General features: G+C 41.3%; 22 protein-coding genes. 11 read left to right on the top strand and 11 right to left on the bottom strand.

The window, feature by feature from the left end:
* Positions 1–30 precede the first annotated feature (30 nt).
* Entirely contained in the window at positions 31–462 is a 432-nt protein-coding gene (locus F2B13_RS08060) for an FKBP-type peptidyl-prolyl cis-trans isomerase (protein WP_149274567.1), read from the bottom strand.
* A 263-nt stretch (positions 463–725) separates the two neighbouring features.
* Between F2B13_RS08060 and F2B13_RS08055 the strand changes: the two genes are divergently transcribed.
* Positions 726–1,703: a LuxE/PaaK family acyltransferase gene (locus F2B13_RS08055; RefSeq protein ID WP_149303959.1), complete on the top strand. Its 978-nt coding sequence runs from the start codon at positions 726–728 to the stop codon at positions 1,701–1,703.
* A 157-nt stretch (positions 1,704–1,860) separates the two neighbouring features.
* Here the strand turns inward: F2B13_RS08055 and F2B13_RS08050 are convergent, their stop codons facing one another.
* The 3 genes from F2B13_RS08050 to tyrS form a co-directional block, all read right to left on the bottom strand.
* Positions 1,861–2,088, bottom strand: a complete 228-nt coding sequence (locus tag F2B13_RS08050) for a hypothetical protein (RefSeq protein WP_149274565.1) — start codon at positions 2,086–2,088, stop codon at positions 1,861–1,863.
* Positions 2,089–2,382: 294 nt separating this feature from the next.
* On the bottom strand, positions 2,383–2,913 hold the full coding sequence (locus tag F2B13_RS08045) for a hypothetical protein (protein WP_149274564.1): 531 nt from the start codon (positions 2,911–2,913) through the stop codon (positions 2,383–2,385).
* 78 nt (positions 2,914–2,991) lie between these two features.
* On the bottom strand, positions 2,992–4,287 hold the full coding sequence (tyrS, locus tag F2B13_RS08040) for a tyrosine--tRNA ligase (protein ID WP_149274563.1): 1,296 nt from the start codon (positions 4,285–4,287) through the stop codon (positions 2,992–2,994).
* A 101-nt stretch (positions 4,288–4,388) separates the two neighbouring features.
* Here tyrS and F2B13_RS08035 point away from each other — a divergent pair, with 101 nt between their 5' ends.
* Positions 4,389–5,396 (top strand): NAD-dependent epimerase/dehydratase family protein, encoded by a 1,008-nt coding sequence (locus F2B13_RS08035; protein ID WP_149274562.1) that lies wholly within the window; start codon positions 4,389–4,391, stop codon positions 5,394–5,396.
* On the opposite strand, the gene F2B13_RS08030 is transcribed toward F2B13_RS08035, so the two are convergent.
* The 3 genes from F2B13_RS08030 to F2B13_RS08020 form a co-directional block, all read right to left on the bottom strand.
* Complete coding sequence (locus F2B13_RS08030) at positions 5,377–5,805, bottom strand: DUF4296 domain-containing protein (protein ID WP_232622914.1); 429 nt, start codon at positions 5,803–5,805, stop codon at positions 5,377–5,379. The genes F2B13_RS08035 and F2B13_RS08030 overlap by 20 nt on opposite strands.
* 63 nt (positions 5,806–5,868) lie before the next feature.
* On the bottom strand, positions 5,869–7,203 hold the full coding sequence (locus tag F2B13_RS08025; RefSeq protein WP_149274560.1) for a dihydroorotase: 1,335 nt from the start codon (positions 7,201–7,203) through the stop codon (positions 5,869–5,871).
* Positions 7,204–7,205: 2 nt separating this feature from the next.
* On the bottom strand, positions 7,206–7,934 hold the full coding sequence (locus tag F2B13_RS08020) for a polyprenol monophosphomannose synthase (RefSeq protein ID WP_149274559.1): 729 nt from the start codon (positions 7,932–7,934) through the stop codon (positions 7,206–7,208).
* 105 nt (positions 7,935–8,039) lie between these two features.
* On the opposite strand from F2B13_RS08020, the gene F2B13_RS08015 reads away from it, so the two are divergent.
* From F2B13_RS08015 to F2B13_RS08005, 3 genes are read left to right on the top strand one after another with little or no spacing between them, the layout of a single operon-like run.
* Positions 8,040–9,764, top strand: coding sequence for an ArnT family glycosyltransferase (locus F2B13_RS08015; protein WP_232622913.1), 1,725 nt, complete (start codon positions 8,040–8,042; stop codon positions 9,762–9,764).
* A complete protein-coding gene (locus F2B13_RS08010; protein WP_149274558.1) occupies positions 9,764–10,420 on the top strand; it encodes a DUF4271 domain-containing protein in 657 nt (218 codons plus the stop codon). The genes F2B13_RS08015 and F2B13_RS08010 overlap by 1 nt, the downstream gene beginning before the upstream one ends.
* Before the next feature lie 9 nt (positions 10,421–10,429).
* Positions 10,430–11,176, top strand: coding sequence for a uroporphyrinogen-III synthase (locus F2B13_RS08005; RefSeq protein ID WP_149275427.1), 747 nt, complete (start codon positions 10,430–10,432; stop codon positions 11,174–11,176).
* A gap of 234 nt (positions 11,177–11,410) precedes the next feature.
* Here F2B13_RS08005 and F2B13_RS08000 read toward each other — a convergent pair whose 3' ends face one another.
* Positions 11,411–11,797: a DUF423 domain-containing protein gene (locus F2B13_RS08000; protein ID WP_149274557.1), complete on the bottom strand. Its 387-nt coding sequence runs from the start codon at positions 11,795–11,797 to the stop codon at positions 11,411–11,413.
* Positions 11,798–11,898: 101 nt separating this feature from the next.
* Here F2B13_RS08000 and F2B13_RS07995 point away from each other — a divergent pair, with 101 nt between their 5' ends.
* Together F2B13_RS07995 and F2B13_RS07990 are read left to right on the top strand one after the other, a co-directional pair.
* Positions 11,899–13,272 carry a saccharopine dehydrogenase family protein gene (locus F2B13_RS07995; protein WP_149274556.1) on the top strand — a complete coding sequence of 458 codons (1,374 nt, stop codon included), beginning with the start codon at positions 11,899–11,901 and terminating at the stop codon, positions 13,270–13,272.
* A 107-nt stretch (positions 13,273–13,379) separates the two neighbouring features.
* The gene (locus tag F2B13_RS07990; RefSeq protein WP_149274555.1) at positions 13,380–13,850 is read left to right on the top strand and encodes an Lrp/AsnC ligand binding domain-containing protein; all 471 of its coding nucleotides are present in this window, start codon (positions 13,380–13,382) and stop codon (positions 13,848–13,850) included.
* Positions 13,851–13,882: 32 nt separating this feature from the next.
* Here the strand turns inward: F2B13_RS07990 and F2B13_RS07985 are convergent, their stop codons facing one another.
* From F2B13_RS07985 to leuS, 3 genes are all read right to left on the bottom strand, one after another.
* Positions 13,883–14,488: a hypothetical protein gene (locus F2B13_RS07985; protein ID WP_149303958.1), complete on the bottom strand. Its 606-nt coding sequence runs from the start codon at positions 14,486–14,488 to the stop codon at positions 13,883–13,885.
* Positions 14,489–14,614: 126 nt separating this feature from the next.
* Positions 14,615–15,310: a zinc metallopeptidase gene (locus F2B13_RS07980; RefSeq protein WP_149274553.1), complete on the bottom strand. Its 696-nt coding sequence runs from the start codon at positions 15,308–15,310 to the stop codon at positions 14,615–14,617.
* Between the two features lie 268 nt (positions 15,311–15,578).
* Positions 15,579–18,458, bottom strand: a complete 2,880-nt coding sequence (gene leuS, locus F2B13_RS07975) for a leucine--tRNA ligase (RefSeq protein ID WP_149274552.1) — start codon at positions 18,456–18,458, stop codon at positions 15,579–15,581.
* 80 nt (positions 18,459–18,538) lie between these two features.
* Between leuS and F2B13_RS07970 the strand changes: the two genes are divergently transcribed.
* The 4 genes from F2B13_RS07970 (at position 18,539) to truB (ending at position 21,561) form a co-directional block, all read left to right on the top strand.
* The gene (locus F2B13_RS07970; RefSeq protein WP_149274551.1) at positions 18,539–19,417 is read left to right on the top strand and encodes a cell division protein FtsX; all 879 of its coding nucleotides are present in this window, start codon (positions 18,539–18,541) and stop codon (positions 19,415–19,417) included.
* Positions 19,418–19,751: 334 nt separating this feature from the next.
* Complete coding sequence (locus tag F2B13_RS07965) at positions 19,752–20,009, top strand: DUF3098 domain-containing protein (RefSeq protein WP_149274550.1); 258 nt, start codon at positions 19,752–19,754, stop codon at positions 20,007–20,009.
* Position 20,010: 1 nt separating this feature from the next.
* Positions 20,011–20,805, top strand: a complete 795-nt coding sequence (locus F2B13_RS07960; protein ID WP_149303957.1) for an undecaprenyl-diphosphate phosphatase — start codon at positions 20,011–20,013, stop codon at positions 20,803–20,805.
* Positions 20,806–20,847: 42 nt separating this feature from the next.
* Complete coding sequence (gene truB, locus F2B13_RS07955) at positions 20,848–21,561, top strand: tRNA pseudouridine(55) synthase TruB (RefSeq protein WP_149274548.1); 714 nt, start codon at positions 20,848–20,850, stop codon at positions 21,559–21,561.
* The last annotated feature ends 51 nt before the right edge of the window (positions 21,562–21,612 follow it).

The raw sequence follows: 21,612 nt of genomic DNA, 5'->3' as shown, positions 1-21,612 counted from the left end.
TTTACCGGTATAAATTATAGTATATTCTGACTAAAGAATCTCGACCACTTCCAGGTCAAAGACCAAGTCTTTACCAGCTAAAGGATGGTTACCATCAACTACGATAGTGTCTTCATTCACTTCTTTTACGATCAAATTAATTTCTTGCCCGCTCTGAGTCTGTGATACGAGTCCCATACCGACCTTGGGTTCTAGGTCTGCAGGCAACTGCTCTTTAGGCACCTCTTGGATCAACTCTCCTTTTGGTTCTCCATAAGCCTCTTTTTTAGGTATGGTTATCGTTTTCTTCTCTTTTACCTTCATATCAAGAAGTCCTTTTTCGAAGCCTGGAATAAGTTGACCCTTTCCCATGGTGAATTGTAAGGGTTCCCCACGTTCCAGCGAACTATCGAATACTTGTCCGTCGTTTAGCTTCCCCGTGTAATGTACCTTTACCGTATCATTATTCTTTACTTGACTCATAATGTAAATTTAGTTTTAAAAATTAAGCTTCTTTTGTTCGAAGCTATTTTCGTAAAGGTACAGGTAATAAGTGCATTACCAAGAATTACAGGCAAATGCACCTGTTATTTAGTAAAAATTAACGGTTTGCGTTGTCTTATGTTAAAAGACTTCCCCGAAATTGTCAAGAAGTCAATTTTTTTTCTTCCAAATGGGTCTTTATCACCTTTCTTTACTTTCAACGTAAGTGATATGATTATTTTTAAAGTCTTAAATTGAGTTCAATGGCCTTTGAGTCTATATTTAATATTACTTCGCAAACGGATTTTGAGGCCAGAGCCTTGGAAACATTTAACTATCAATATAAATGGAATACAACCTACCGCCAATTTTGTGATTATTTGAAAAAGAATGCAGGTTCAGTGCAACAGGTCGATGATATTCCCTTTCTACCTATTTCATTTTTTAAGACCCACAAAATCATTTCAGGGAAAGAGCGGAGCGTTATCGTATTCAGTAGTAGCGGAACTACCGGAAGTCAAACCAGTAAGCATTTTGTTCAGGACCTGGAATTTTATAAAAAAAGCTATAGCAAAGGATTTCAATACTTCTATGGCGCCATAAAGAACTACTGTGTACTTGCTCTTTTGCCCTCCTATCTCGAAAGGGAAGGTTCTTCCTTGGTATATATGGTCCAAGACTTGATCGTAAAAAGCGGTCATCCACAAAGCGGTTTCTATCTCAATAATATGGCAGAATTGCGGGACAAACTGGAAAAGCTCGAGCACAGTGGAACGAAAACACTATTGATCGGGGTCTCCTTTGCCCTCTTGGATATGGTCGAGCAATACCCACTACAACTTCGCCACACCATAGTGATGGAGACCGGTGGCATGAAAGGGCGCAGAAAGGAACTTATTCGCGAAGAACTTCATGACCGTCTAAAGAAAGGGTTTGGGATCGACCGAATTCATTCCGAATATGGTATGACCGAATTGCTTTCACAAGCCTACTCAAAAGGCAATGGTGTTTTTGAGACCCCGCCATGGATGAATGTCAAAATACGTAGCACTCAAGATCCCCTAAGCTATCAACCCATCGGTAAAACAGGAGGACTTAACATTATAGATTTGGCCAATCGGCATTCCTGTTCCTTTATCGCCACCCAAGATTTAGGAAAAGTCAACGTCAATGGCGGCTTTGAAGTACTGGGCCGTTTTGATCATTCCGATGTTCGGGGCTGTAATTTAATGATGCTTTGAGAAAATCCAATACTATTTCCCATGTTCTATGTAGCATATGACCGATAAAAGAGAAATCGATAGGTAAGGATAACTCCGGATAGGGTCTGCGGACCCGTTTTTAGCGTCTTGTCAACGTCTCAGACCCAACACAGTCAAATGTATCATCACAAAAAATCTAATCAACGTCCAATTCTTTATTCGATTGAAGGTCCTTGCCTTCTATTTGAAAAAAAGACTCCTTATCCGATAGGTATTCGGCATCCTCAATCCATTCGGCTCCATCAAAACTGTGGGAGAAGGTAGTTACATTATAAATCGAAATATGGGTATCGGCAAGAGAATATTCGCCAATGCTTACATAACTATATCCTAGAAAATCACCGGTACTTCTTTGGAACTTCATAAAAACGATTTCCATGGTTCCATCGTCCTTAAAAGTCCATTCGACCGTTCGTGACTGGTCTTGGTCCGCGTAATCGACACTTCTATGCCAAGTTCCAACAATTAGTTCCCATAGTTATGCCCACTATCCTCTTTCGAGCAACCTAGAGAACCAAAAAAGCAGAGAAAAGCAACGAATACCGGTGCAATTGACTTCATACCCGTTTTCCATCAAGATAGCCGAAACGAAAAAGGTTGTGCATAACGCGATGCTATTTTATCCCGGATGGTCATTGGCCAGCTCAAGCGATATGGGTTATATCCCCAAAATCTTGGCATCCACAAAAAATATAGAATGTACTTCTATCTTATGATCCGTGCTCATTACCTCGTCGGTAACCGTATTCAAACGGAGGTTGAACTTGTCTTTTTTGATATATTCCTTAATATCAATATCGATTACATCTACATCTAAAGTATTTCCGGTATCGGGGTCGACACTTGCTTCCGAAGCGATTTTTATCTCATCTAGTCCCTCGGCCGAAATATAGATATCAATGGACTCCAAAAAACTGAAATCGGCATTTGACGGTGAAGTGATCGTTAAGAGTAACTCGGTAAGCTTAATCTGTTCGATAAGATCTTTTCGGGTATCGTTCACCTCGAATTGTGATTCTGAATTGGTCTCCATTTCGGGAGTGAACAGGTCAAACGGTAAATCGATTCCTGTGGACGATGGAATTGTGACCTCGGTCGCATACTCCATATTGAATTTGGTAAGATCGTCAATCTTATCGCAACCTAAGGTGACAAAACCAAAGAAAAGCAAGATCAAAAAAACACGCATAATCTATCTGGATTGTAAAGCGTTCTTCTTTGGTAACGCAGGTATCGCTAATTTATTGAGCTAGATACACATTATCGATCAATCGACTACGAGCACAAAATATTTCTTTTTCCCTCGTTGCAGTAGCACGTATTTATCGTTGATTAAATCAGAAGCTGTAATAGTATAGCCTTGCCCAACCTTTTCTTTGTTCACCGAAATAGAATTCTGTTTCAACTCGCGTCTTGCTTCACTATTGGAACTCAAAAACCCGGTTTTGTCAGCAAGCGCCCCGATCATATCCAATCCGTTTTCAAATTCCGTTTTGGTCATGCTGGCTTGGGGAACTCCATCAAAAACATCTAGAAAGGTCTTCTCATCTAATTTTTTTAAATCCTCGGAAGTCGATTTACCAAAAAGGATGTCGCTGGCCTTTTGTGCATTAACTAACTCTTCCTCCGAATGTACCATGGTAGTGATATCTTCGGCAAGGCGTTTTTGCAAGGCTCTTAAATGAGGTGCTTTTTGATGTTCCTCCACTAGATTTTCTATTTCTTCCTTGGAAAGAAAAGTGAATATCTTGATATATTTCTCCGCGTCTTCATCAGAAGTATTGAGCCAATATTGATAAAAACGATAAGGGGATGTTCGTTCGGAATCCAACCACACATTTCCACTTTCGGTCTTTCCGAATTTTGTGCCATCCGCTTTGGTTATTAAAGGACAAGTCAGGGCATATCCCTTACCATTGCCTATTCGGCGGATAAGTTCGGTTCCTGTAGTAATATTTCCCCATTGATCGCTACCCCCCATTTGCAGGGTACAATGATACTTTTGGTAGAGATAAAGAAAATCATAGCCCTGTACAAGTTGATAGGTGAATTCGGTAAAAGACATGCCTTCTTTGGCTTCGGCCGACAGTCGCTTCTTTACCGAATCCTTGGCCATCATATAATTTACCGTAATATGCTTGCCAACATCGCGGATGAAATCGAGAAAAGAGAAATCCTTCATCCAATCGTAATTGTTCACCAAAACTGCCGCATTTTCCAAAGCACTATCGAAATCTAAAAATCGAGAAAGTTGCTCCTTCAGAGCCTTTTGGTTATGCCGTAAAGTAGGCTCATCCAAAAGATTACGTTCTGCAGATTTACCAGAAGGGTCACCTATCATTCCTGTAGCACCGCCGATTAATGCATAGGGTTTGTGACCGGCCAATTGAAAGTGCCGTAGCATCATTACGCCTACCAAATGACCTATATGAAGGGAATCGGCCGTGGGATCGATTCCCAAATATGCACTTTGCATAGCACTGGCAAGATGATCTTCCGTTCCAGGCATGACATCGTGCAACATGCCTCTCCATTTCAATTCATCCACAAAATTTGTAACCATATATCGTCTCTTGTAAATATATCGAGCAAAGATAAAAGTAAATCGGAGTCTCCCGAGCATAAGAGGGGAATTTATCCAAAACGATTCTTTAAATTTGAACTATGATTCTTATTACGGGAGGTACGGGCTTGCTAGGCAGCCACCTTTTATTGCAATTGGTTGAAAATTACCCGTCGGTTCGGGCCATCCATAGAAAGGAGAGCGATCTTAAAAGGGTCGAAAAAGTATTCGGTTACTATCGGGAAAATGCACCCTATCTGTTTAAAAAAATCGATTGGGTAGAGACCGATATCAATGATATTCCAGCATTGGAAAAGGCCTTTAGGGGCGTCACCCATGTCTATCATGCGGCCGCACTTATTTCTTTCGACCCGGCGAACTACAAAAAGCTTCAAAAAATAAATACAGAGGGCACGGCCAATATCGTCAATCTGTGCATTACCCATTCCATAGAAAAACTATGCTATGCCAGTACCGTGGGGGCTATCGGAAAAAGCATGGATGGAGCCAAAACGAACGAAGAGAACCCTTGGACGCCCCATGAGGCCAACGTCTACGGTCTTACCAAACAGGCCGCAGAAATGGAAGTATGGCGAGGCTCTCAGGAAGGTCTTGAGGTGGTCATGGTAAATCCGGGTGTAATCATAGGGCCTGGTTTCTGGGATTCGGGAAGCGGCGAGCTCTTTTCAATTGCCAAAAAAGGACATCGATATCACCCTCCGGGAGGTACAGGATTTGTAGCTGTAAACGATGTGGTGCGTTTGATGATAGCCCTGATGGAATCAGACATTAAGAATGAACGCTATATCGCAGTGGGCGAAAATTGGACTTACAAAAAGATATTGGGCGAAATATGTAAGGTTTTCGAAATCACTCCCCCTACAAAGGAATTAAAATTCTGGCAATTGGAAATCGGCCGTTGGTTCGATTGGCTCGGAAACCTGATTTTTAAAAGTGGAAGAAGAATTACCAAGAACGCTATACGCTCTTTAAAAAACAGGGAAATATATGACACCCAAAAGACCAAAAGAGATTTAGGTTTTGAGTTTACCCCGCTTGACGGGCCAATCCGCTTTAGTTGTGCCCAATTCAAGGAAGAGAATCCGTAGCGGCTTGATTTGCTGCTTTTCTCTCGGCCTGCCTTGCCTCATATTCTAATCGCTCTAAACTATCCTGCCGGGCTTCTGCCTCTTTTAACACGTCGATATCTTTCTGGATTTCCGCTTCTACCTCTTGATAAATTTTTTCGTACTCTACGGGCAATGACGCATAATAGCGATCGCTTTCGACAAATTGAACACTATCAATATCGTATTTTTCGAACACGTAGACCATTGGGTCTAAGTTCTTCTCACGCAACCGGGTAATATTTGTAGTTTTGGCCGCATTGACCAGTGCCAGATCTTTTAGCACCGATACCATTTTGTCGCGAGGGATAAGCCGGTCGGGTTTTTCCATAAGTTGCTCATTGCAGGACATGAAAAAAGCAATCAGTACGAAACTGAAACTATTTTTCAAAGACAGATATTTCTTGACTAAAGGCATCCTCTATGATTAATTAGTATGGCTTTCTACATTTTTTCATCTGTCGAAAGTGAGTCTTTGCCCATTTCGAAACGATGAAATTTCACCATTTTGGTAGGCCAAATGACCATTGACGAAAGTGTGCGTTACTTTAGAGCGAAAAACGCTACCTTCAAAAGGTGACCATCCACATTTATACGCAATATTACCTTTTGACACCTGCCAGGGGTCGTTTGGACTAATAATGACTAAATCCGCAAAATAACCCTCTCGTACATACCCTCTTTTCTCAACCTGAAAAAGTTTTGCGGGATTATGGCACATTTTTTCGACCAACTTTTCCAAGGGGAGGATGCCCTCGTGATATTTCTCCATCATGGCCGGAAGCGCATGCTGAACCAAAGGCCCGCCAGAAGGCGCTTTTGTATATACGTCGTCTTTCTCTTGGAACAGGTGGGGAGCGTGATCGGTGGCAATGACATCCAATCGATCATCGAGCAAAGCTTTCCATAAGCCCTCACGATCGGAAGCTTTCTTGACCGCCGGATTCCATTTGATCAGCGTACCCTTGCTGTCGTAGTCGACCTCTGAAAACCACAAATGATGGATACAGACCTCAGCGGTAATCTTTTTATCTTCCAAAGGAATATCGTTTCTGAACAAGTCGGTCTCCTTCGCCGTAGAAAGGTGAAAAACATGTAAACGTGCGCCCGTTTTTTTCGCCAGCCCTATAGCTTTTGAGGAAGAGAGGTAACAGGCCTCCTCACTGCGAATTCGAGGATGGTATTTTATAGGAATATCGTCGCCATATTGTGCTTTGTACCTCTCTAAATTTTCGCGTATGGTATGTTCGTCTTCACAATGCACTGATATTACCATTTCGGTATTCCTGAAAATTGCTTCAATGACCGCTTCGTCATCGACCAACATATTGCCCGTTGAAGATCCCAAAAAGAGCTTTACTCCAGAACAGGCCTTCCTGTCCAAACGCTTTAATTCCTCTAAATTATCATTGGTACCCCCAAAAAGAAAAGAATAATTGGCAAACGAAGTTTTCGCGGCGATATCGAACTTTTTTTCAAGCTTTTCAATCGTCGTGGTCTGCGGAATAGTATTTGGCTGCTCCATAAAAGAAGTGATGCCACCTGCGACGGCGGCCCTGCTCTCGGAAGCAATATCACCTTTATGGGTAAGGCCAGGTTCGCGAAAATGAACTTGGTCGTCAATAACACCGGGCAGAAGGTATTTTCCCTTAACATCGATTACCTCGGCCCGATCATCGGAAATATCGGTTTCGATTCTAGAAATTAAAGGGCCGTCGATCAAAAGGTCACTTTCGAAAATTTTGTTCTCGTTGACTACCCTCGCATTTTTAAGAAGTATTTTTCCCATGTTTAAAACCCACTTTTTTGAAACAAACTTCTCATCTTCATCAAAAAGACCCCTACCACCGCCTCATTGATGATTGAGGAACTCATCTTTGACTTCCCCTTTACCCGATCCCTAAAGATAATGGAAACCTCTTCTATGGTATAATTTTTTAGGTAGGCCCGGAATTTCATTTCAATCTGAAAGGCATACCCTATAAAGCGTACGGAATCTAAATTGATATTCTCCAACACATGACGTCTGTAACATACAAAACCGGCCGTAGGATCATGGATGCGCATTCCCGTAATAATTTTCACGTAAAACGATGCCCCATACGAAAGTAAAACTCGATACAATGGCCAATTCACTACATTGACCCCCTTTTTATATCGAGAACCCACTACTACATCGGCACCATTCGCACATGCTCTATATAACCTTAACAAATCTTCGGGATTGTGCGAGAAATCGGCATCCATTTCAAAAATATACTCATACTTTCTTGCTATGGCCCATTTAAAACCATGAATATAAGCAGTTCCCAACCCTGACTTTTCTGTTCTCGTCTCCAAAAAAAGTGTATTGGGAAAGTCATTTTGCATGGCCGTCACCTTTTCAGAAGTACCGTCCGGTGAATTATCGTCGACCACCAACACATGAAAATTCTTGTTCAATGAAAAAACGGCCTTCAATATGGCCTCGATATTCTCAATTTCATTGTAGGTAGGTATGATGACTAAACTGTCTGACATCTACTTGTTTCGGTTTGGGCAAAAATAGTATTTTAATGATTGCTTGAAAATGGGAGACCTTTTATTGTGAAATTTTTAAATATTAGCATATCAGAATTTGTAATTTTGAACGTTGTTAAAACAAACTCTAATAAAACTTTTCCTGCAGATTCGTTTTCATCTACCATTATGCCCGGACTACCTCGAAAATTTTTAGTGCTACTAGGCTTGGTTTTCTTGGTGAACGTGGTACAATCCTATTGCACACCCTTGATTTTTGATGAGGCCTATTATTGGTACTACGCCCAAAATTTGGCCTGGGGATATTTCGACCACCCCCCAATGGTCGCATTGATGGTGAAACTAGGAACGCTTTTATTCAATGGGGAACTTGGGGTTCGGCTGGTAAGTTGCATCCTTTCAGTTGGTGCGCTTCTCTTTATTTGGCTAACGATCGACAATCCACAAAAAAAGAAGTACATCGTTCATTTCTTTGTACTGGTGTTTTCCATGGCATTGTTCAATGCTTACGGTTTTTTTACGTTGCCCGACACGCCCTTACTATTTTTTACGGCTCTTTTCTTATGGGTCTACAAACACTTTTTACAACACTCGACAGCTCTTTGGGCCGTTTTACTAGGTTTAGTAATGGCCGCACTAATGTACAGCAAATACCATGCGGTGTTGGTAATTCTGTTTGTGCTCATATCAAACCTCAGGTTAGTCACCAACAAATATGCTTGGCTATCAGTAATCGTAGCACTTCTCTGCTACACACCCCATTTCATTTGGCTGTATCAAAACGACTTTGTGACGGTAAACTATCACCTTTTCGAACGCCCCAACGATCCATATAACTTTACGAAGTATACTTTGGGCTTCTTCGTGAATCTTGTAGCTATCTTTGGTTTTACCTGTCCTTGGATCTATTGGTCGTTACTCAAAACAAGAAAACCAGATCAATTTACGAAAGCATTGACCTATCTCACTTACGGAATAATTATTTTCTTTTTTATTTCAAGCTTTAACCGCCGTATACAAACCCAGTGGATTATTGCTATTTCTATTCCTTTGGCGATTATCACCTTTCGTTTTATGATGCAGGACGAGACTGTAAGAAAATGGATTTTTCGCATGGGTCTAATCAATATCTTCATTATTCTATACCTTAGAATAGGCTTGGTATATGAGCCTATTTCTCCTATCTTCTACGAAACACACGGCAATAAGGAATGGGTAAAAGATCTTCACTTGAAGATTGGTGATACCCCTGTCGTTTTTGAAAATTCATATCGCAACGCCCCGATGTACGAGTTCTACACGGGGGTGCCCACCTTCTCGCTGAATAATGATCATTATCGAAGAAACCAATATTCCATAGATGGGTCTGAAGAAAGGGTCCGCCACAAAAAAATACTTTATATTTCAAAAAGCGCTGCTGATGCAGATTTAATCCTGCCCAAAAGCGATAGCACTATGTATTACGGAAAATATATTGATGATTTTGAACCTTATAGAAAGTTAAAAACCATAATTGCATCCCCAGAATCCGTGAAAATTGGAAAAGAAAATACGTTTAAGGTCTATAATCCGTATGAGTATTCGATACCTCTTGACAAACTACGATTCAATGTGTCGTTCATGACGGAGAATAAATCGAAAAAGGAAAGGTGGCGTATTAATCCAAAACCTGTGAATCCAAACACCTCAAAGCTTCCGCCAAACGACACGGTCGCTTTTACGTTCAAGCTTCCAAAACCTCAAATGCATGACCCCAATTTCATCAGAATAGGTATTTCAGAAAATGGATTGCGCTATGGAATCAACGGAAAAACTACAAGTATTAAGTAATGGAGCCAATTCTTAGAACCGCACAGACCTCAGATTGGATAACTATAGTCTTACTCCTTAGCCTACTATTTTTGGTACTTGCAAAAGGTTTATTCTATGGTAGGTTCATGAATTTTATTATTCTTCCATTCAACAACAAGTATATTTTCATGTACAACAAAAAGGAAAAGTTGTTCAATTGGTTCCACATCTTTTTCACCATCTTTCAAATTATTAATTTCGCACTCTTCGTTTTTTTTGCAAGAGATGTCCTTTTTTCGACCGAAGTAAACCCTTATCCTTTGATGTATCCCGTACTATTGGGATGTATAACGATTTTTGTGATTTTAAAAATCGCGGTACAACTGGCCAATGGTTTCATCTTTGGGTCCAGTAAGATTATAAGTCAGCTTATCTTTAAAAAATTATCCTATCTCAATTATAGCGGCATCATCATGTTTATTGCAAATATGTTATTGGCCTATGTACTGAAGGACCCAAAACCTGTTGTTTTCATAGCTATTTTTCTTATTCTCCTAATTAACGTAGCTGGTTGGATCACAATGCTAAGGAATCATCAAAAATTCATTACCAACTACTTTTTCTATTTTATTTTGTACCTTTGCGCTCTTGAAATCTCTCCGTTCATTATCATTGGCAGTTATCTTAAACAATAGGTTTATATGATGAAAGTAAAAACGATTTTGGTCTCTCAGCCAGAACCGAAAATGGAAAACTCCCCTTACTCGAAGCTTATCGACAAAGAGAAGGTCAAGGTCGATTTCAGGCCTTTTATTCATGTCGAGGGGGTGAATGCAAAAGACGTACGTCAACAAAAAATAGATCTAAAGAACTTTACGGCAATTATATTGACGAGCAGAAATGCCGTCGACCATTTTTTCCGCATTGCCGAAGAGATGCGCTTTAAGGTGCCCGATTCGATGAAGTACTTCTGTCAATCTGAAGCAGTCGCCTATTATTTGCAAAAATATGTGGTCTATCGTAAACGAAAAATTTATGTAGGCAAACGTAATTTCCAAGAATTGGTGCCCTTATTCAAAAAATATAAAAACGAGAAATTTCTTTTGCCATCTTCCGATGCATTAAAAGAAATCATTCCCGAAATACTCAACGAGGTAGGTATCGATTGGAAGAGAGGTATCTTCTACAAGACCGTAATCAGTGACCTTTCTGACTTGAGGGATGTATATTATGATATATTGGTGTTTTTCAGTCCTTCTGGCATAGAATCGCTATTACACAATTTTCCTGATTTTGAACAGAACGACACACGAATAGCGGTTTTTGGGAATTCAACGATAAATGCGGCTACGGAAGCTGGCCTTCGTATTGACATCAAGGCTCCTACACCTGAAACACCCTCAATGACCATGGCACTTCAGAAATACATCACCACGGTCAATAAGAAATAAAGACAAGCGTCTATATACTAATTACGAAGGAGATAGGCCGTTGTTTGGCGATTCACTGCGTTACACGAACATCATGTAGGTCAGTCTTCCTTTATAAAATTTAGTCATGGCCCGATAATCTAAAAAGATACTTCCATATCCGACATTGAGTATATCATCCTAAGAATTATTAATTGAAATCCATAGCCGTAGATCGAATGCGTGGGCACTTGGAATGCACTTCAATACACCTATTTACCCATAATACTTATAACTCCGATATCCGAACACACACCATCCAAAAATCATTAGGGTTCCTCCCACTGGGGTTATTAGGCCAATACGCTTGAAATCATATTCGAAAAGACCGTTCAATGCCAGTAAATAGATGGAGAACGAAAACAAAACCACTCCTAAAGCAAGTAAGAAAAAAACTAGCTTTTTCTGTGACTCGGGCAATTGTTTCATTGTTCCCAGTATCAAAAAAAGAAGCGCGTGATACATTTGATATTTTACGCCAGTATCGAAGGTTTCAATGGCCTCTGGTCCTACTAAGGTTTTAAGTCCATGAGCACCAAAGGCGCCCAAAACTACGGCCAGCCCACCAAGAATAATCCCGACAAGCATAATTGTTTTGTTCATAACTTAAACTTCGTATTTTTTTATGGATACAACAATCGATATCTTAGTATTAAAATACAAAATACCCACTGATTTTGAATTCGATAAAAGTACGAAACTAAATGCCCCGTAAGATACTTATTGTGGGAGCGGGAAAATCAACATCATACCTGCTCGATTATTTTTTAAAAAAAGCACTTTCGGAAAACCTTCTTTTGACCATCGCCGATATTGATATCGGCCATATTCCTGAGGGTGTCAAAAATCATACTGCCTGTACCGTAGCACAGCTCGATATCTTGAATATTAAAAGTCGAAGGGAACACGTACAATCCCACGATATCGTAATCTCGATGCTTCCCGCCAAACTCCACATCGAAATTGCCCATGACTGTATCGATTTCCGAAAACACTTTGTGACCGCATCTTACGTAAGCGAAGAGCTTAAATCCCTTGACGAAAAAGTAAAAGAAAAAGGATTGGTATTCATGAATGAGATAGGCCTTGACCCGGGAATCGATCACATGAGTGCCATGCAGATTATTGACCGTATACGAGAAGAAGGAGGTAAAATGTTATTGTTCGAATCTTTCACGGGCGGATTGGTGGCCCCTGAATGCGACAACAACCTCTGGAACTACAAGTTTACTTGGAACCCCCGAAATGTGGTGCTTGCCGGTCAAGGTGGAGCGGCCAAATTTATTCAAGAAGGCACTTATAAATACATCCCCTATCATCGTTTATTTCGGCGTACCGAATTTTTCGACATTGAAGGTTTCGGAAGATTCGAGGGGTACGCTAACCGCGATTCACTGAACTATCGCGAAGCTTATGGCCTTCAAGATGTGCTTACCCTATATCGTGGCACCATGCGTAGGGTTGGTTTTTCGAAGGCTTGGAACATGTTTGTACAGCTCGGCATGACCGATGATAGCTATACCATCGAGAACTCCGAAGGTATGTCATATAGAGAATTCGTAAATCTTTTTTTGCCCTATTCCCCTACAGATTCAGTCGAACTAAAATTACGCCACTATCTTAAAATAGACCAAGATGACATCATGTGGGAAAAGTTATTGGAACTCAACCTTTTCGATAGTACAAAAAAAATAGCACTAAAAAATGCTACGCCTGCTCAAATGCTTCAAAAAATCCTGGAAGATAATTGGACCCTAGGGCCTTCTGATAAAGACATGATTGTCATGTACCATAAATTCGGATATGAACTAAACGGCATAAAGAAACAAATCGATGCCAATACTGTCGTAATAGGTGAAAACAGAATGCATACCGCCATGGCCAAGACGGTAGGTCTACCTGTCGCGATGGCTACGTTGGCTATCTTGAACGGAAAAATCGTCACGCCGGGGGTACAGATTCCAATCAGAAAAGAAGTGTACGATCCTATCCTGGCCGAACTTAAAAAATATGGTATCAGCTTTCAGGAACACAACGTACCCTATCTGGGGTATAATCCAGATTCTACCGTTGGTTAACTCTAACATCAGAACCTTTTATTCCGTAATGAACCCTTTTTGGGATGGTTACTAAAGTAAAATTTCAGTCAAATCCGTACTTTTACCATCAATTTGAAACAAGAAAGATGAAATCGGATAACGAAAAGGTTAAAATTGATGGTATCGACAAAAAGATTCTCAGATTTTTAATGGCCGATGCAAGAAAACCCATTCTCGAAATTGCCCGTAACATCGGTATTTCAGGAGCGGCTATACACCAACGCTTGCGAAAACTGGAATCTTCAGGCCTTTTAGCAGGTTCAAAATTCATAGTCAACCCTAAAGCCATGGGCTACACGACCATGGCTTATATTGGCATCTATTTGGACAAGGCCATGAGTAACCCTGCTGCCGTGAAACAACTCGAAAAAATTCCGGAAGTACTCGAATGCCATTACACAACAGGCAATTGGTCAATCTTGATCAAGGTTCTATGTAAAAATAACGAACATTTAATGCACGTACTCAACAAAGACATTCAGCAAATCGAAGGCGTCTCAAGAACCGAAACCTTTATTTCGTTGGCGCAGCAAATTGACCGCCAGATCACCATTTAGCCCCCCACCAACGAGGCAGGTACTTCATCCGATCACTCTATTTTCATCTTTAGCAAAAAGTTCTGGGGCATTTGATATTCCTCACCTAACGCTTCAGGAGCCACGTTCGACTGGGCCACCTCACAGTAGGAAGTTGAACCATCAGCATGTACCGTAGGGGTAATAAGGGCCAAGATGCTAAATCCATCAAGGGGAACATCGATTTCCTGTTGTGCGCCCAAAAAATCCTTCAAGGCATAGGCATAATCGGTAATTTTTAGATCAAAATAGGATTTCTTCGAGCGAAAACCATTGAAATAAAGCTCGATTTTAAACTCATTGCGTTCAGTGATTTTCGAAATAACCGTAAAAGACAGGCTATTTCGCTTTATTTTAAAAGCATTCGCTTCCGAACTATCGAATAACAACGTGCTCCCCTTTAGGCGACCTTTTGTATATTCCTCCAAAGTCAGTACATAATTTTTATCGACGAGGTTATCTCCATTGAGTTCCACGCGATGCACACTTATATTCTCAAAATCCATAATCTGCCGCAGGGAAGGATCTTCAACTCCATAGTCCACTTTCAATGTTGCAGTATTTTGAGCATTAAGGGGTATACTTAACCAAAGGCAAAAAGCATATAACATGTATTTCATTCCGTAATTTCTTGTTTCTCCCATTCCTATAAAAATAGGGCTTTGCCTTTTTAATTTCGTATTACCAAGTATAAAAAAACCCGCTCGTGTAAATCGAACGGGTTTTCACTTTCATTCCACAAAGCTTTAGTCCCTACCACCAAAAACTTGTAGCCCCCAATATACCAAGGTTGCCAATGAGCCGATGGCCGCTACCAAATAGGTGCGAGCGGCCCATTTCAAGGCATCTTCCGAACCCTTATATTCTTCTGGGGTAACCATATTTTTAGCCTTTAACCAAGCCAAGGCCCTATTACTCGCGTCGTATTCTACGGGCAAGGTAATAAAACTGAACAAGGTCGCTAAGCCCATCATGACCAGACCAGCTACGGCTACCCAATAACCAAGCCCTACGCCAGCCGCGGCTCCCAACATAAGTCCGCCAAATACGACCCACATCGAAAGACCCGAGGTAACACTGACTACAGGCACTAGCTTTGACCGCATGGTCAACCATTCGTAAGCCTGGGCATGTTGTACCGCATGACCACATTCGTGTGCGGCAACGGCTGCTGCCGAGGCATTCCGTTGATTATATACTCCTTCACTTAAATTGACCGTTTTATTTTTAGGATTATAGTGGTCGCTCAGCATTCCTGGCGTAGAGACTACCTTTACGTCTCGAATACCATGGTCTGCCAACATTTTCTCGGCAATTTCTGCACCGCTCATTCCATTGCGCAAATGTACTTTTGAATAATGCTTGAACTTGCTTTTTAGTTTACTGCTAACTAGCCAACTTACCAGCGCAATCGCACCTATCAATATATAATATCCCATCATGACGTTTCTATTTTTTAGTTATTTAAATATAATCAAAATCACCTTTAGGCTACTTTAAATTTTGGAATGCCAAAGGCAATTCGATAAGAATAGAGCAAAAACCTAGCCACGGCTAAAGTAAATGGATTTGCCTAAGTAAATTTGAAAATCACTGCCAAAATGTCTTTTATCTATTAAAAGTGATACCCATTTGTCCATCACCAAGGTCTACAACAATCGCTAAATGCCTATATCAAACAATCAACCTCTTTCAGGTTACCACCTCAAGCTATCCTACAATATTGACGATCCTACCAGGGACCACAATAACTTTTTTAGGGTTTCTACCCTGCAAGTGATGCTGGGTCTTATCATGTGCCATGACCGCTGCTTCGATTTCTTCCTTATCCATATCTAAGGGAAGCTCAAGCGTAAAACGGGTTTTACCGTTGAAAGAAATCGGGTACTCCTTGCTACTTTCGGCCACGTACTTCTCCTCGAACGTCGGAAAGGGCGCTGTGGAAATCGAGTCACCGTGCCCTAGTTTTTGCCACAGTTCTTCGGCAATGTGAGGCGCATAGGGTGATACCAAAACCGCCAAAGCCTCTAAAATGGCCCTACTTGTACATTTCTGGGAGGTCAACTCGTTCACACAGATCATAAAGGTCGACACTGAGGTATTAAAACTAAAGTTTTCGATATCCTCGGCCACCTTTTTGATCGTCTTATGCAACGTTTTCAACGCGTCTTTCGAAGGGGCCGCATTGGAAACCTCAAAATTCTGATCTTCACCTGAATGATAGAGCTTCCACAGTTTCTTTAAGAAGGAGTGGACACCCGTAATACCCGCTGTATTCCATGGTTTGGACTGCTCCAAGGGCCCCAAGAACATTTCGTACAGACGCAGCGAATCGGCCCCGTATTCTTCACAAATGGCATCGGGGTTAACTACATTGTGCCATCTTTTGGACATTTTTTCAACTTCACGTCCAACTATATATTTACCACCCTCCAGAACAAATTTAGCATTGGCAAATTGAGGCTGCCACTTTCGTAGGGAAGCAACATTCAATTCATCTGCACTATTTATCAAATTAACATCAATTCGAAGCTCTTCCACCTCATAATCATCTTTCAAACCTAAACTTACATATTTATCGGTACCGCTAATTCTGTAAACGATCGCCGAAGTGCCCGTAATCATCCCCTGATTGATCAGCTTTTTGGCATATTCGTCTTTGGGCACCCAACCCCTGTCGAACATAAACTTTTGCCAAAAACGACTGTACAAAAGGTGCCCTGTAGCATGCTCACTACCTCCGATATAAAGGTCTACATCTTGCCAATAGTCGATGGCTTCCCGCGAAAAAATGGCCTCGTCATTATGGGGGTCCATGTAACGATTAAAATACTGGGAGCTTCCCGCCCAACCTGGCATCGTATTTAGTTCCAACGGAAAAACCGTTTTGTTATCGATCAAGTCGTTGGAGACGACTTCATGGGCCTCGTTATCCCAGGCCCAATGTGTGGCATTGCCCAAAGGAGGTTCCCCTGTTTCAGTAGGCAAGTACTTTTCGACTTCGGGCAGCTTTATGGGCAAATGGGCCTCATCGATCATTTGGGGCATGCCTTCTGCATCATAATATACTGGAAACGGTTCTCCCCAGTATCGTTGACGGCTAAAAACGGCATCGCGCAAGCGGTAGTTGATCTTCCCTTTGCCGCTACCTATACGTTCCAATTCGGCAATGACCTTTGTTGTAGCTTCCTTATAGCGTAGACCATTCAGAAATTCAGAATTGGTGATGATGGTACGCTCCTTATCGGCAAAGGCTACTTCGGAAATATCGACCCCTTCAAAAATATTGGGAATAGGGATATTAAAATGTTTGGCAAAATCATAGTCACGTTGATCCCCACAGGGCACTGACATGACCGCGCCTGTACCATAGCCCGCCAATACATAATCTCCGATCCAAATCGGAATGGACGCTTTGGTAAACGGGTGTTCGGCATAGGCACCGGTGAATACCCCGGAAATGGTCTTTACGTCGGCCATTCGATCTCGCTCGGAACGTTTTGCGGTAGTCTCGATATAGGCGTCGACTTCATCTTTCTGAGCCGCCGAAGTAATTTTTGGAACCAGTTCATGCTCTGGGGCCAAGGTCATAAAACTGACACCGAAAATCGTGTCGGGCCGCGTGGTAAAAACCTCTATTTCATTTTCCCGATCCTCTTTCACCTGATCTTTTGAATCACTACTGCCCCCTTGAACCTTGAAGGTAACACTTGCCCCCTTAGACCGGCCGATCCAATTCTTTTGCGCATCCTTTAAAGGCTGTGGCCAATCGATTTTTTCGAGTCCGTCAAGAAGCCGCTGGGCATAGGCCGTTATACGCATGCTCCATTGGGTCATCTTTTTCCTGATGACAGGATGCCCTCCACGTTCCGATACGCCGTTGACAATTTCGTCGTTGGCAAGTACGGTACCTAGTGCCGGACACCAATTTACCTCCGTATCGGCCAAATACGTCAATCGGTATTTTAATAGTATTTCTTGCTTTCGGACTTTGGAAAAACCGTTCCAATCGTTTTCCGTAAAACTCGGTGTATCTTCATCACAAGCCGCATTTACAGAAGTATTGCCTTTGTTCTCGAAAATCGAAATGAGCACAGAAATATCCTCGGCCTTATCGGCAGTCTTATTGTACCACGAATTGAACAATTGAATAAAAATCCATTGGGTCCATTTGTAATAGGAAGGATCTGAGGTACGAATTTCACGACTCCAGTCAAAGGAAAAACCAATTTGGTCTAACTGGCGTCTATACGTTTTGATATTCTGTTCAGTGGTTATGGCCGGATGCTGTCCTGTTTGAATCGCATATTGTTCCGCCGGGAGACCGAAAGAATCGTAGCCCATTGGGTGCAATACATTGAACCCTTTATGTCTCTTATACCTTGCATAGATATCACTGGCGATATATCCCAACGGATGCCCTACATGCAACCCCGCACCCGAAGGGTAAGGAAACATATCGAGCACGTAAAACTTTGGTTTTTGCCCTTCATCTTTCAATCCGGTCTCTGGAGAGATTGCTTTAAAGGTTTGATTATCGGCCCAATAGTTTTGCCATTTTTTCTCTATTTTCCTAAAATCGTAATGCATGTGCCCAGGTTCTTTTCAATGTCGGGCAAAAATAAGTTTATTCAATTTACTTTCCTAAATTTACGCCCGTATACACAAATATGGGCAAGTCTTTCGAACAGTACCAAAAACAGAAATTGATATCATCGTATTTTTCGGTGGTGTTGAGTATCGCCTTGGTACTATTTTTACTCGGAGGCTTGGGTCTTTTGGTCTTAAACACAAAAAAGCTCGCGGACCATTTTAAAGAGCAGATTACCATCTCGGTATTTTTGAAAGACGAAGCCAAAGATTCTGAGGTCGACCAGCTACAGAAGAGCCTGCTTCAGACCGAACATGCCAAATCGGTCATCTATGTTTCGAAAGAAGAGGCAGCCAAACAGCACAGCGAGGAGATTGGAGAGGACTTTCTCGACTTTTTAGGGTATAATCCTTTGAAAAATTCTATCGACCTACAATTACGCGCCGATTTTGTAACACCTGACAAAATTGAGGAAATTTCAAAAAACCTAACCGCAAAGTCATTTGTGGAAGAAGTAAGTTATGACAAACCCCTAGTGGGCCTACTCACGGAAAATGTTAAAAGAATTGGTTTTTGGGTATTGGTGGTCAGTGGCGTTTTCACCTTTGTTGCTGTGCTATTGATCAACAGCTCCATCCGTTTGTCGATCTATTCAAAACGTTTTATCATTAAGACCATGCAGATGGTGGGGGCCACTAAAACCTTTATTCGAAGACCTTTCATCTGGACGAACGTAAAATTAGGAATGTTAGGTGCCCTACTCTCAATTTTGGCCTTGGGAGGAGCCATGTTCTACATTGATAAAACCTTTCCCGAACTTTTGCTTTTTGACGATATTCAAGTACTGGGTATTTTGTTCGGGGGAATTTTTGTATTGGGTATCCTTATTTCGCTTGTAAGTACTTTTTTTGCGACACAGCGCTTTTTGAACCTGAGAACCGATCAGTTGTATTATTGATTGTTTTTTCCGCCAAAGACCACCAGAACTCAAGATCCATTGCTCACCGCGTTGGAATACATTTTATCCAAAAAAATAAACCTTTTAAGTACTTTTGAAATTTCAACTGTTATACAGGTGCAACGTATGATAATTCTTTTAAGGGATGAGTTCAAGGGTCACATTCTAATCAATCAAAGGGATAAAATAGTGCCCCTTTAATTAGTGCTTTTTCACCTTCTCAAAAAATGATATTAAAAATAGCATTTGTATTTGAAAGCCTTGATTGGGTTAATAAAAGTTTAAACTTGTTTACTATAGAATATTTTCAACAGATCTTCGTTAAATTTACGGCATGAAAAAAAAGAACGGACAAACACTAAAAAAAGAGTTCATTTTCCAAAAGAAGAACTATGTCTTCATGTTTTTGGGAATCGCTTGTATTGCTCTAGGCTTCCTTCTTATGGCAGGGGGCGGAAGTAACGACCCTACCGTTTTTAACGAAGACATCTACAGTTTCAGAAGAATACGCTTAGCCCCTACTCTCGTACTTCTAGGTCTCGGTATAGAAATCTATGCCATTTTGTTAAACCTGGGCAGTAAGAAAAAATAATTTGGACACACTCGACGCCATTATTTTAGGGATAATACAAGGACTGACCGAATTCTTACCCGTTTCATCAAGTGGGCACTTAGAATTGGGAAAGGCTATTTTGGGAGATCAATTGGTTGCTGGAGAAAGTCTACTGTTCACGATTGTTTTACATTTTGCCACCGCCTTAAGTACCCTTGTAGTCTTTCGTAAAGACGTATGGGAAATTTTAAAGGGTCTTTTTCAGTTCAAATGGAACGAAGAAACCCAATTTTCGCTAAAAATCGTCATCTCGATGCTACCTGCCGCGTTGATCGGTCTTTTCTTTGAGCAACAATTAGAGGCCTTTTTTGGGGGAAATGTTCAATTCATTGGCCTGATGCTTCTCATAACCGCGGTACTACTGTATTTTGCGGATAGAGCGAAAGACACTGAAAAAATAGTAAGCTATAACAATGCCTTTGTAATAGGTGTTTCACAAGCTATTGCCATGCTTCCCGGTATATCGAGAAGTGGAGCGACTATTTCGACATCGGTACTCCTTGGGGTCGATAAGAACAAAGCGGCCCGATTCTCTTTTTTGATGGTCGTACCGTTGATCCTCGGAAAAATCGGAAAAAACCTGCTTTCAGGGGAGCTCAATGCACATTCCGAGAATAACATGGCCATGATTGTCGGATTTACCGCAGCCTTTGTTTCAGGACTGGCGGCATGTACATGGATGATTCGACTTGTCAAACAAAGCAAACTTTCCTATTTTGCAATCTACTGCCTCATTGTAGGTCTTATTGCCATTGCCTATGGCTTTTGGGTCTAAAAAGGCCCAAACCCTAACAATTCTCATGAAATAGCTCGTTTTATGGATATTCGTACCAAGGAAGATTTTCTTAGCGGACAGCTTTTGCTCATCGATAAACCTTTAGGCTGGTCTTCATTTCAAGCAGTAAACAAACTGAAATGGGTGATTCGGAAGAAATTCGATGTAAAGAAAATAAAAATAGGACATGCAGGCACCCTAGACCCTCTTGCTTCTGGACTTTTAATCGTTTGTACAGGAAAATTCACCAAAAAGATCAACGAACTTCAAGGTCAAGAGAAAGAGTATATCGGAACCATAACGGTGGGAGGTACCACACCCTCGTACGATCTGGAGACTAAAATCGACCAAATCTTCCCTACTGCGCATATTACCAAAGCGCTTGTGCTAGAAGCAACTTCAAAGCTGGTTGGAAAAATAGAACAGCGCCCCCCCATTTTTTCCGCCCTTAAAAAAGATGGAAAACGTCTGTATGAATATGCCCGCGAGGGAAGAACTGTTGATGTAAAAACAAGAACCGTGACTGTATCTAGCTTTGACGTTACCCGCATCGCACTTCCTGTAATCGAATTCAGGATAGTTTGCAGTAAAGGGACCTACATTAGATCTTTGGCACACGATTTGGGGGTATTATTAAAGAGTGGAGCCCATTTATCTCAGCTTCGAAGAACCAAAATAGGGAGTTATCACGTAGATAATGCTCTTGGGCCCGTCAGTTTTGAAGAGCATTTGCTCGGAAAATCCATTAATAATTAAGAATAGGATCCAAAAGTTTCCGTTTGCCGAAAAATTAAAATATTTTTCCAA

The organism is Pareuzebyella sediminis (genome assembly GCF_008367235.1).
In the GTDB taxonomy this organism is placed as follows: Bacteria; Bacteroidota; Bacteroidia; order Flavobacteriales; family Flavobacteriaceae; genus Pareuzebyella; species Pareuzebyella sediminis.
The sequence above is the reverse complement of the archived record's forward strand: the minus strand, read 5'-3'. Positions and strand labels throughout refer to the sequence as shown.

Excerpts from the sequence above, each read along its gene's own strand:
- F2B13_RS08060 (WP_149274567.1), bottom strand. The coding sequence starts at position 462 with ATGAGTCAAGTAAAGAATAATGATACGGTAAAGGTACATTACACGGGG.
- F2B13_RS08055 (WP_149303959.1), top strand. The coding sequence starts at position 726 with ATGGCCTTTGAGTCTATATTTAATATTACTTCGCAAACGGATTTTGAG.
- F2B13_RS08050 (WP_149274565.1), bottom strand. The coding sequence starts at position 2,088 with ATGAAGTTCCAAAGAAGTACCGGTGATTTTCTAGGATATAGTTATGTA.
- F2B13_RS08045 (WP_149274564.1), bottom strand. The coding sequence starts at position 2,913 with ATGCGTGTTTTTTTGATCTTGCTTTTCTTTGGTTTTGTCACCTTAGGT.
- tyrS (WP_149274563.1), bottom strand. The coding sequence starts at position 4,287 with ATGGTTACAAATTTTGTGGATGAATTGAAATGGAGAGGCATGTTGCAC.
- F2B13_RS08035 (WP_149274562.1), top strand. The coding sequence starts at position 4,389 with ATGATTCTTATTACGGGAGGTACGGGCTTGCTAGGCAGCCACCTTTTA.
- F2B13_RS08025 (WP_149274560.1), bottom strand. The coding sequence starts at position 7,203 with ATGGGAAAAATACTTCTTAAAAATGCGAGGGTAGTCAACGAGAACAAA.
- F2B13_RS08020 (WP_149274559.1), bottom strand. The coding sequence starts at position 7,934 with ATGTCAGACAGTTTAGTCATCATACCTACCTACAATGAAATTGAGAAT.
- F2B13_RS08010 (WP_149274558.1), top strand. The coding sequence starts at position 9,764 with ATGGAGCCAATTCTTAGAACCGCACAGACCTCAGATTGGATAACTATA.
- F2B13_RS08005 (WP_149275427.1), top strand. The coding sequence starts at position 10,430 with ATGAAAGTAAAAACGATTTTGGTCTCTCAGCCAGAACCGAAAATGGAA.
- F2B13_RS08000 (WP_149274557.1), bottom strand. The coding sequence starts at position 11,797 with ATGAACAAAACAATTATGCTTGTCGGGATTATTCTTGGTGGGCTGGCC.
- F2B13_RS07995 (WP_149274556.1), top strand. The coding sequence starts at position 11,899 with ATGCCCCGTAAGATACTTATTGTGGGAGCGGGAAAATCAACATCATAC.
- F2B13_RS07990 (WP_149274555.1), top strand. The coding sequence starts at position 13,380 with ATGAAATCGGATAACGAAAAGGTTAAAATTGATGGTATCGACAAAAAG.
- F2B13_RS07985 (WP_149303958.1), bottom strand. The coding sequence starts at position 14,488 with ATGAAATACATGTTATATGCTTTTTGCCTTTGGTTAAGTATACCCCTT.
- F2B13_RS07980 (WP_149274553.1), bottom strand. The coding sequence starts at position 15,310 with ATGATGGGATATTATATATTGATAGGTGCGATTGCGCTGGTAAGTTGG.
- leuS (WP_149274552.1), bottom strand. The coding sequence starts at position 18,458 with ATGCATTACGATTTTAGGAAAATAGAGAAAAAATGGCAAAACTATTGG.
- F2B13_RS07970 (WP_149274551.1), top strand. The coding sequence starts at position 18,539 with ATGGGCAAGTCTTTCGAACAGTACCAAAAACAGAAATTGATATCATCG.
- F2B13_RS07965 (WP_149274550.1), top strand. The coding sequence starts at position 19,752 with ATGAAAAAAAAGAACGGACAAACACTAAAAAAAGAGTTCATTTTCCAA.
- truB (WP_149274548.1), top strand. The coding sequence starts at position 20,848 with ATGGATATTCGTACCAAGGAAGATTTTCTTAGCGGACAGCTTTTGCTC.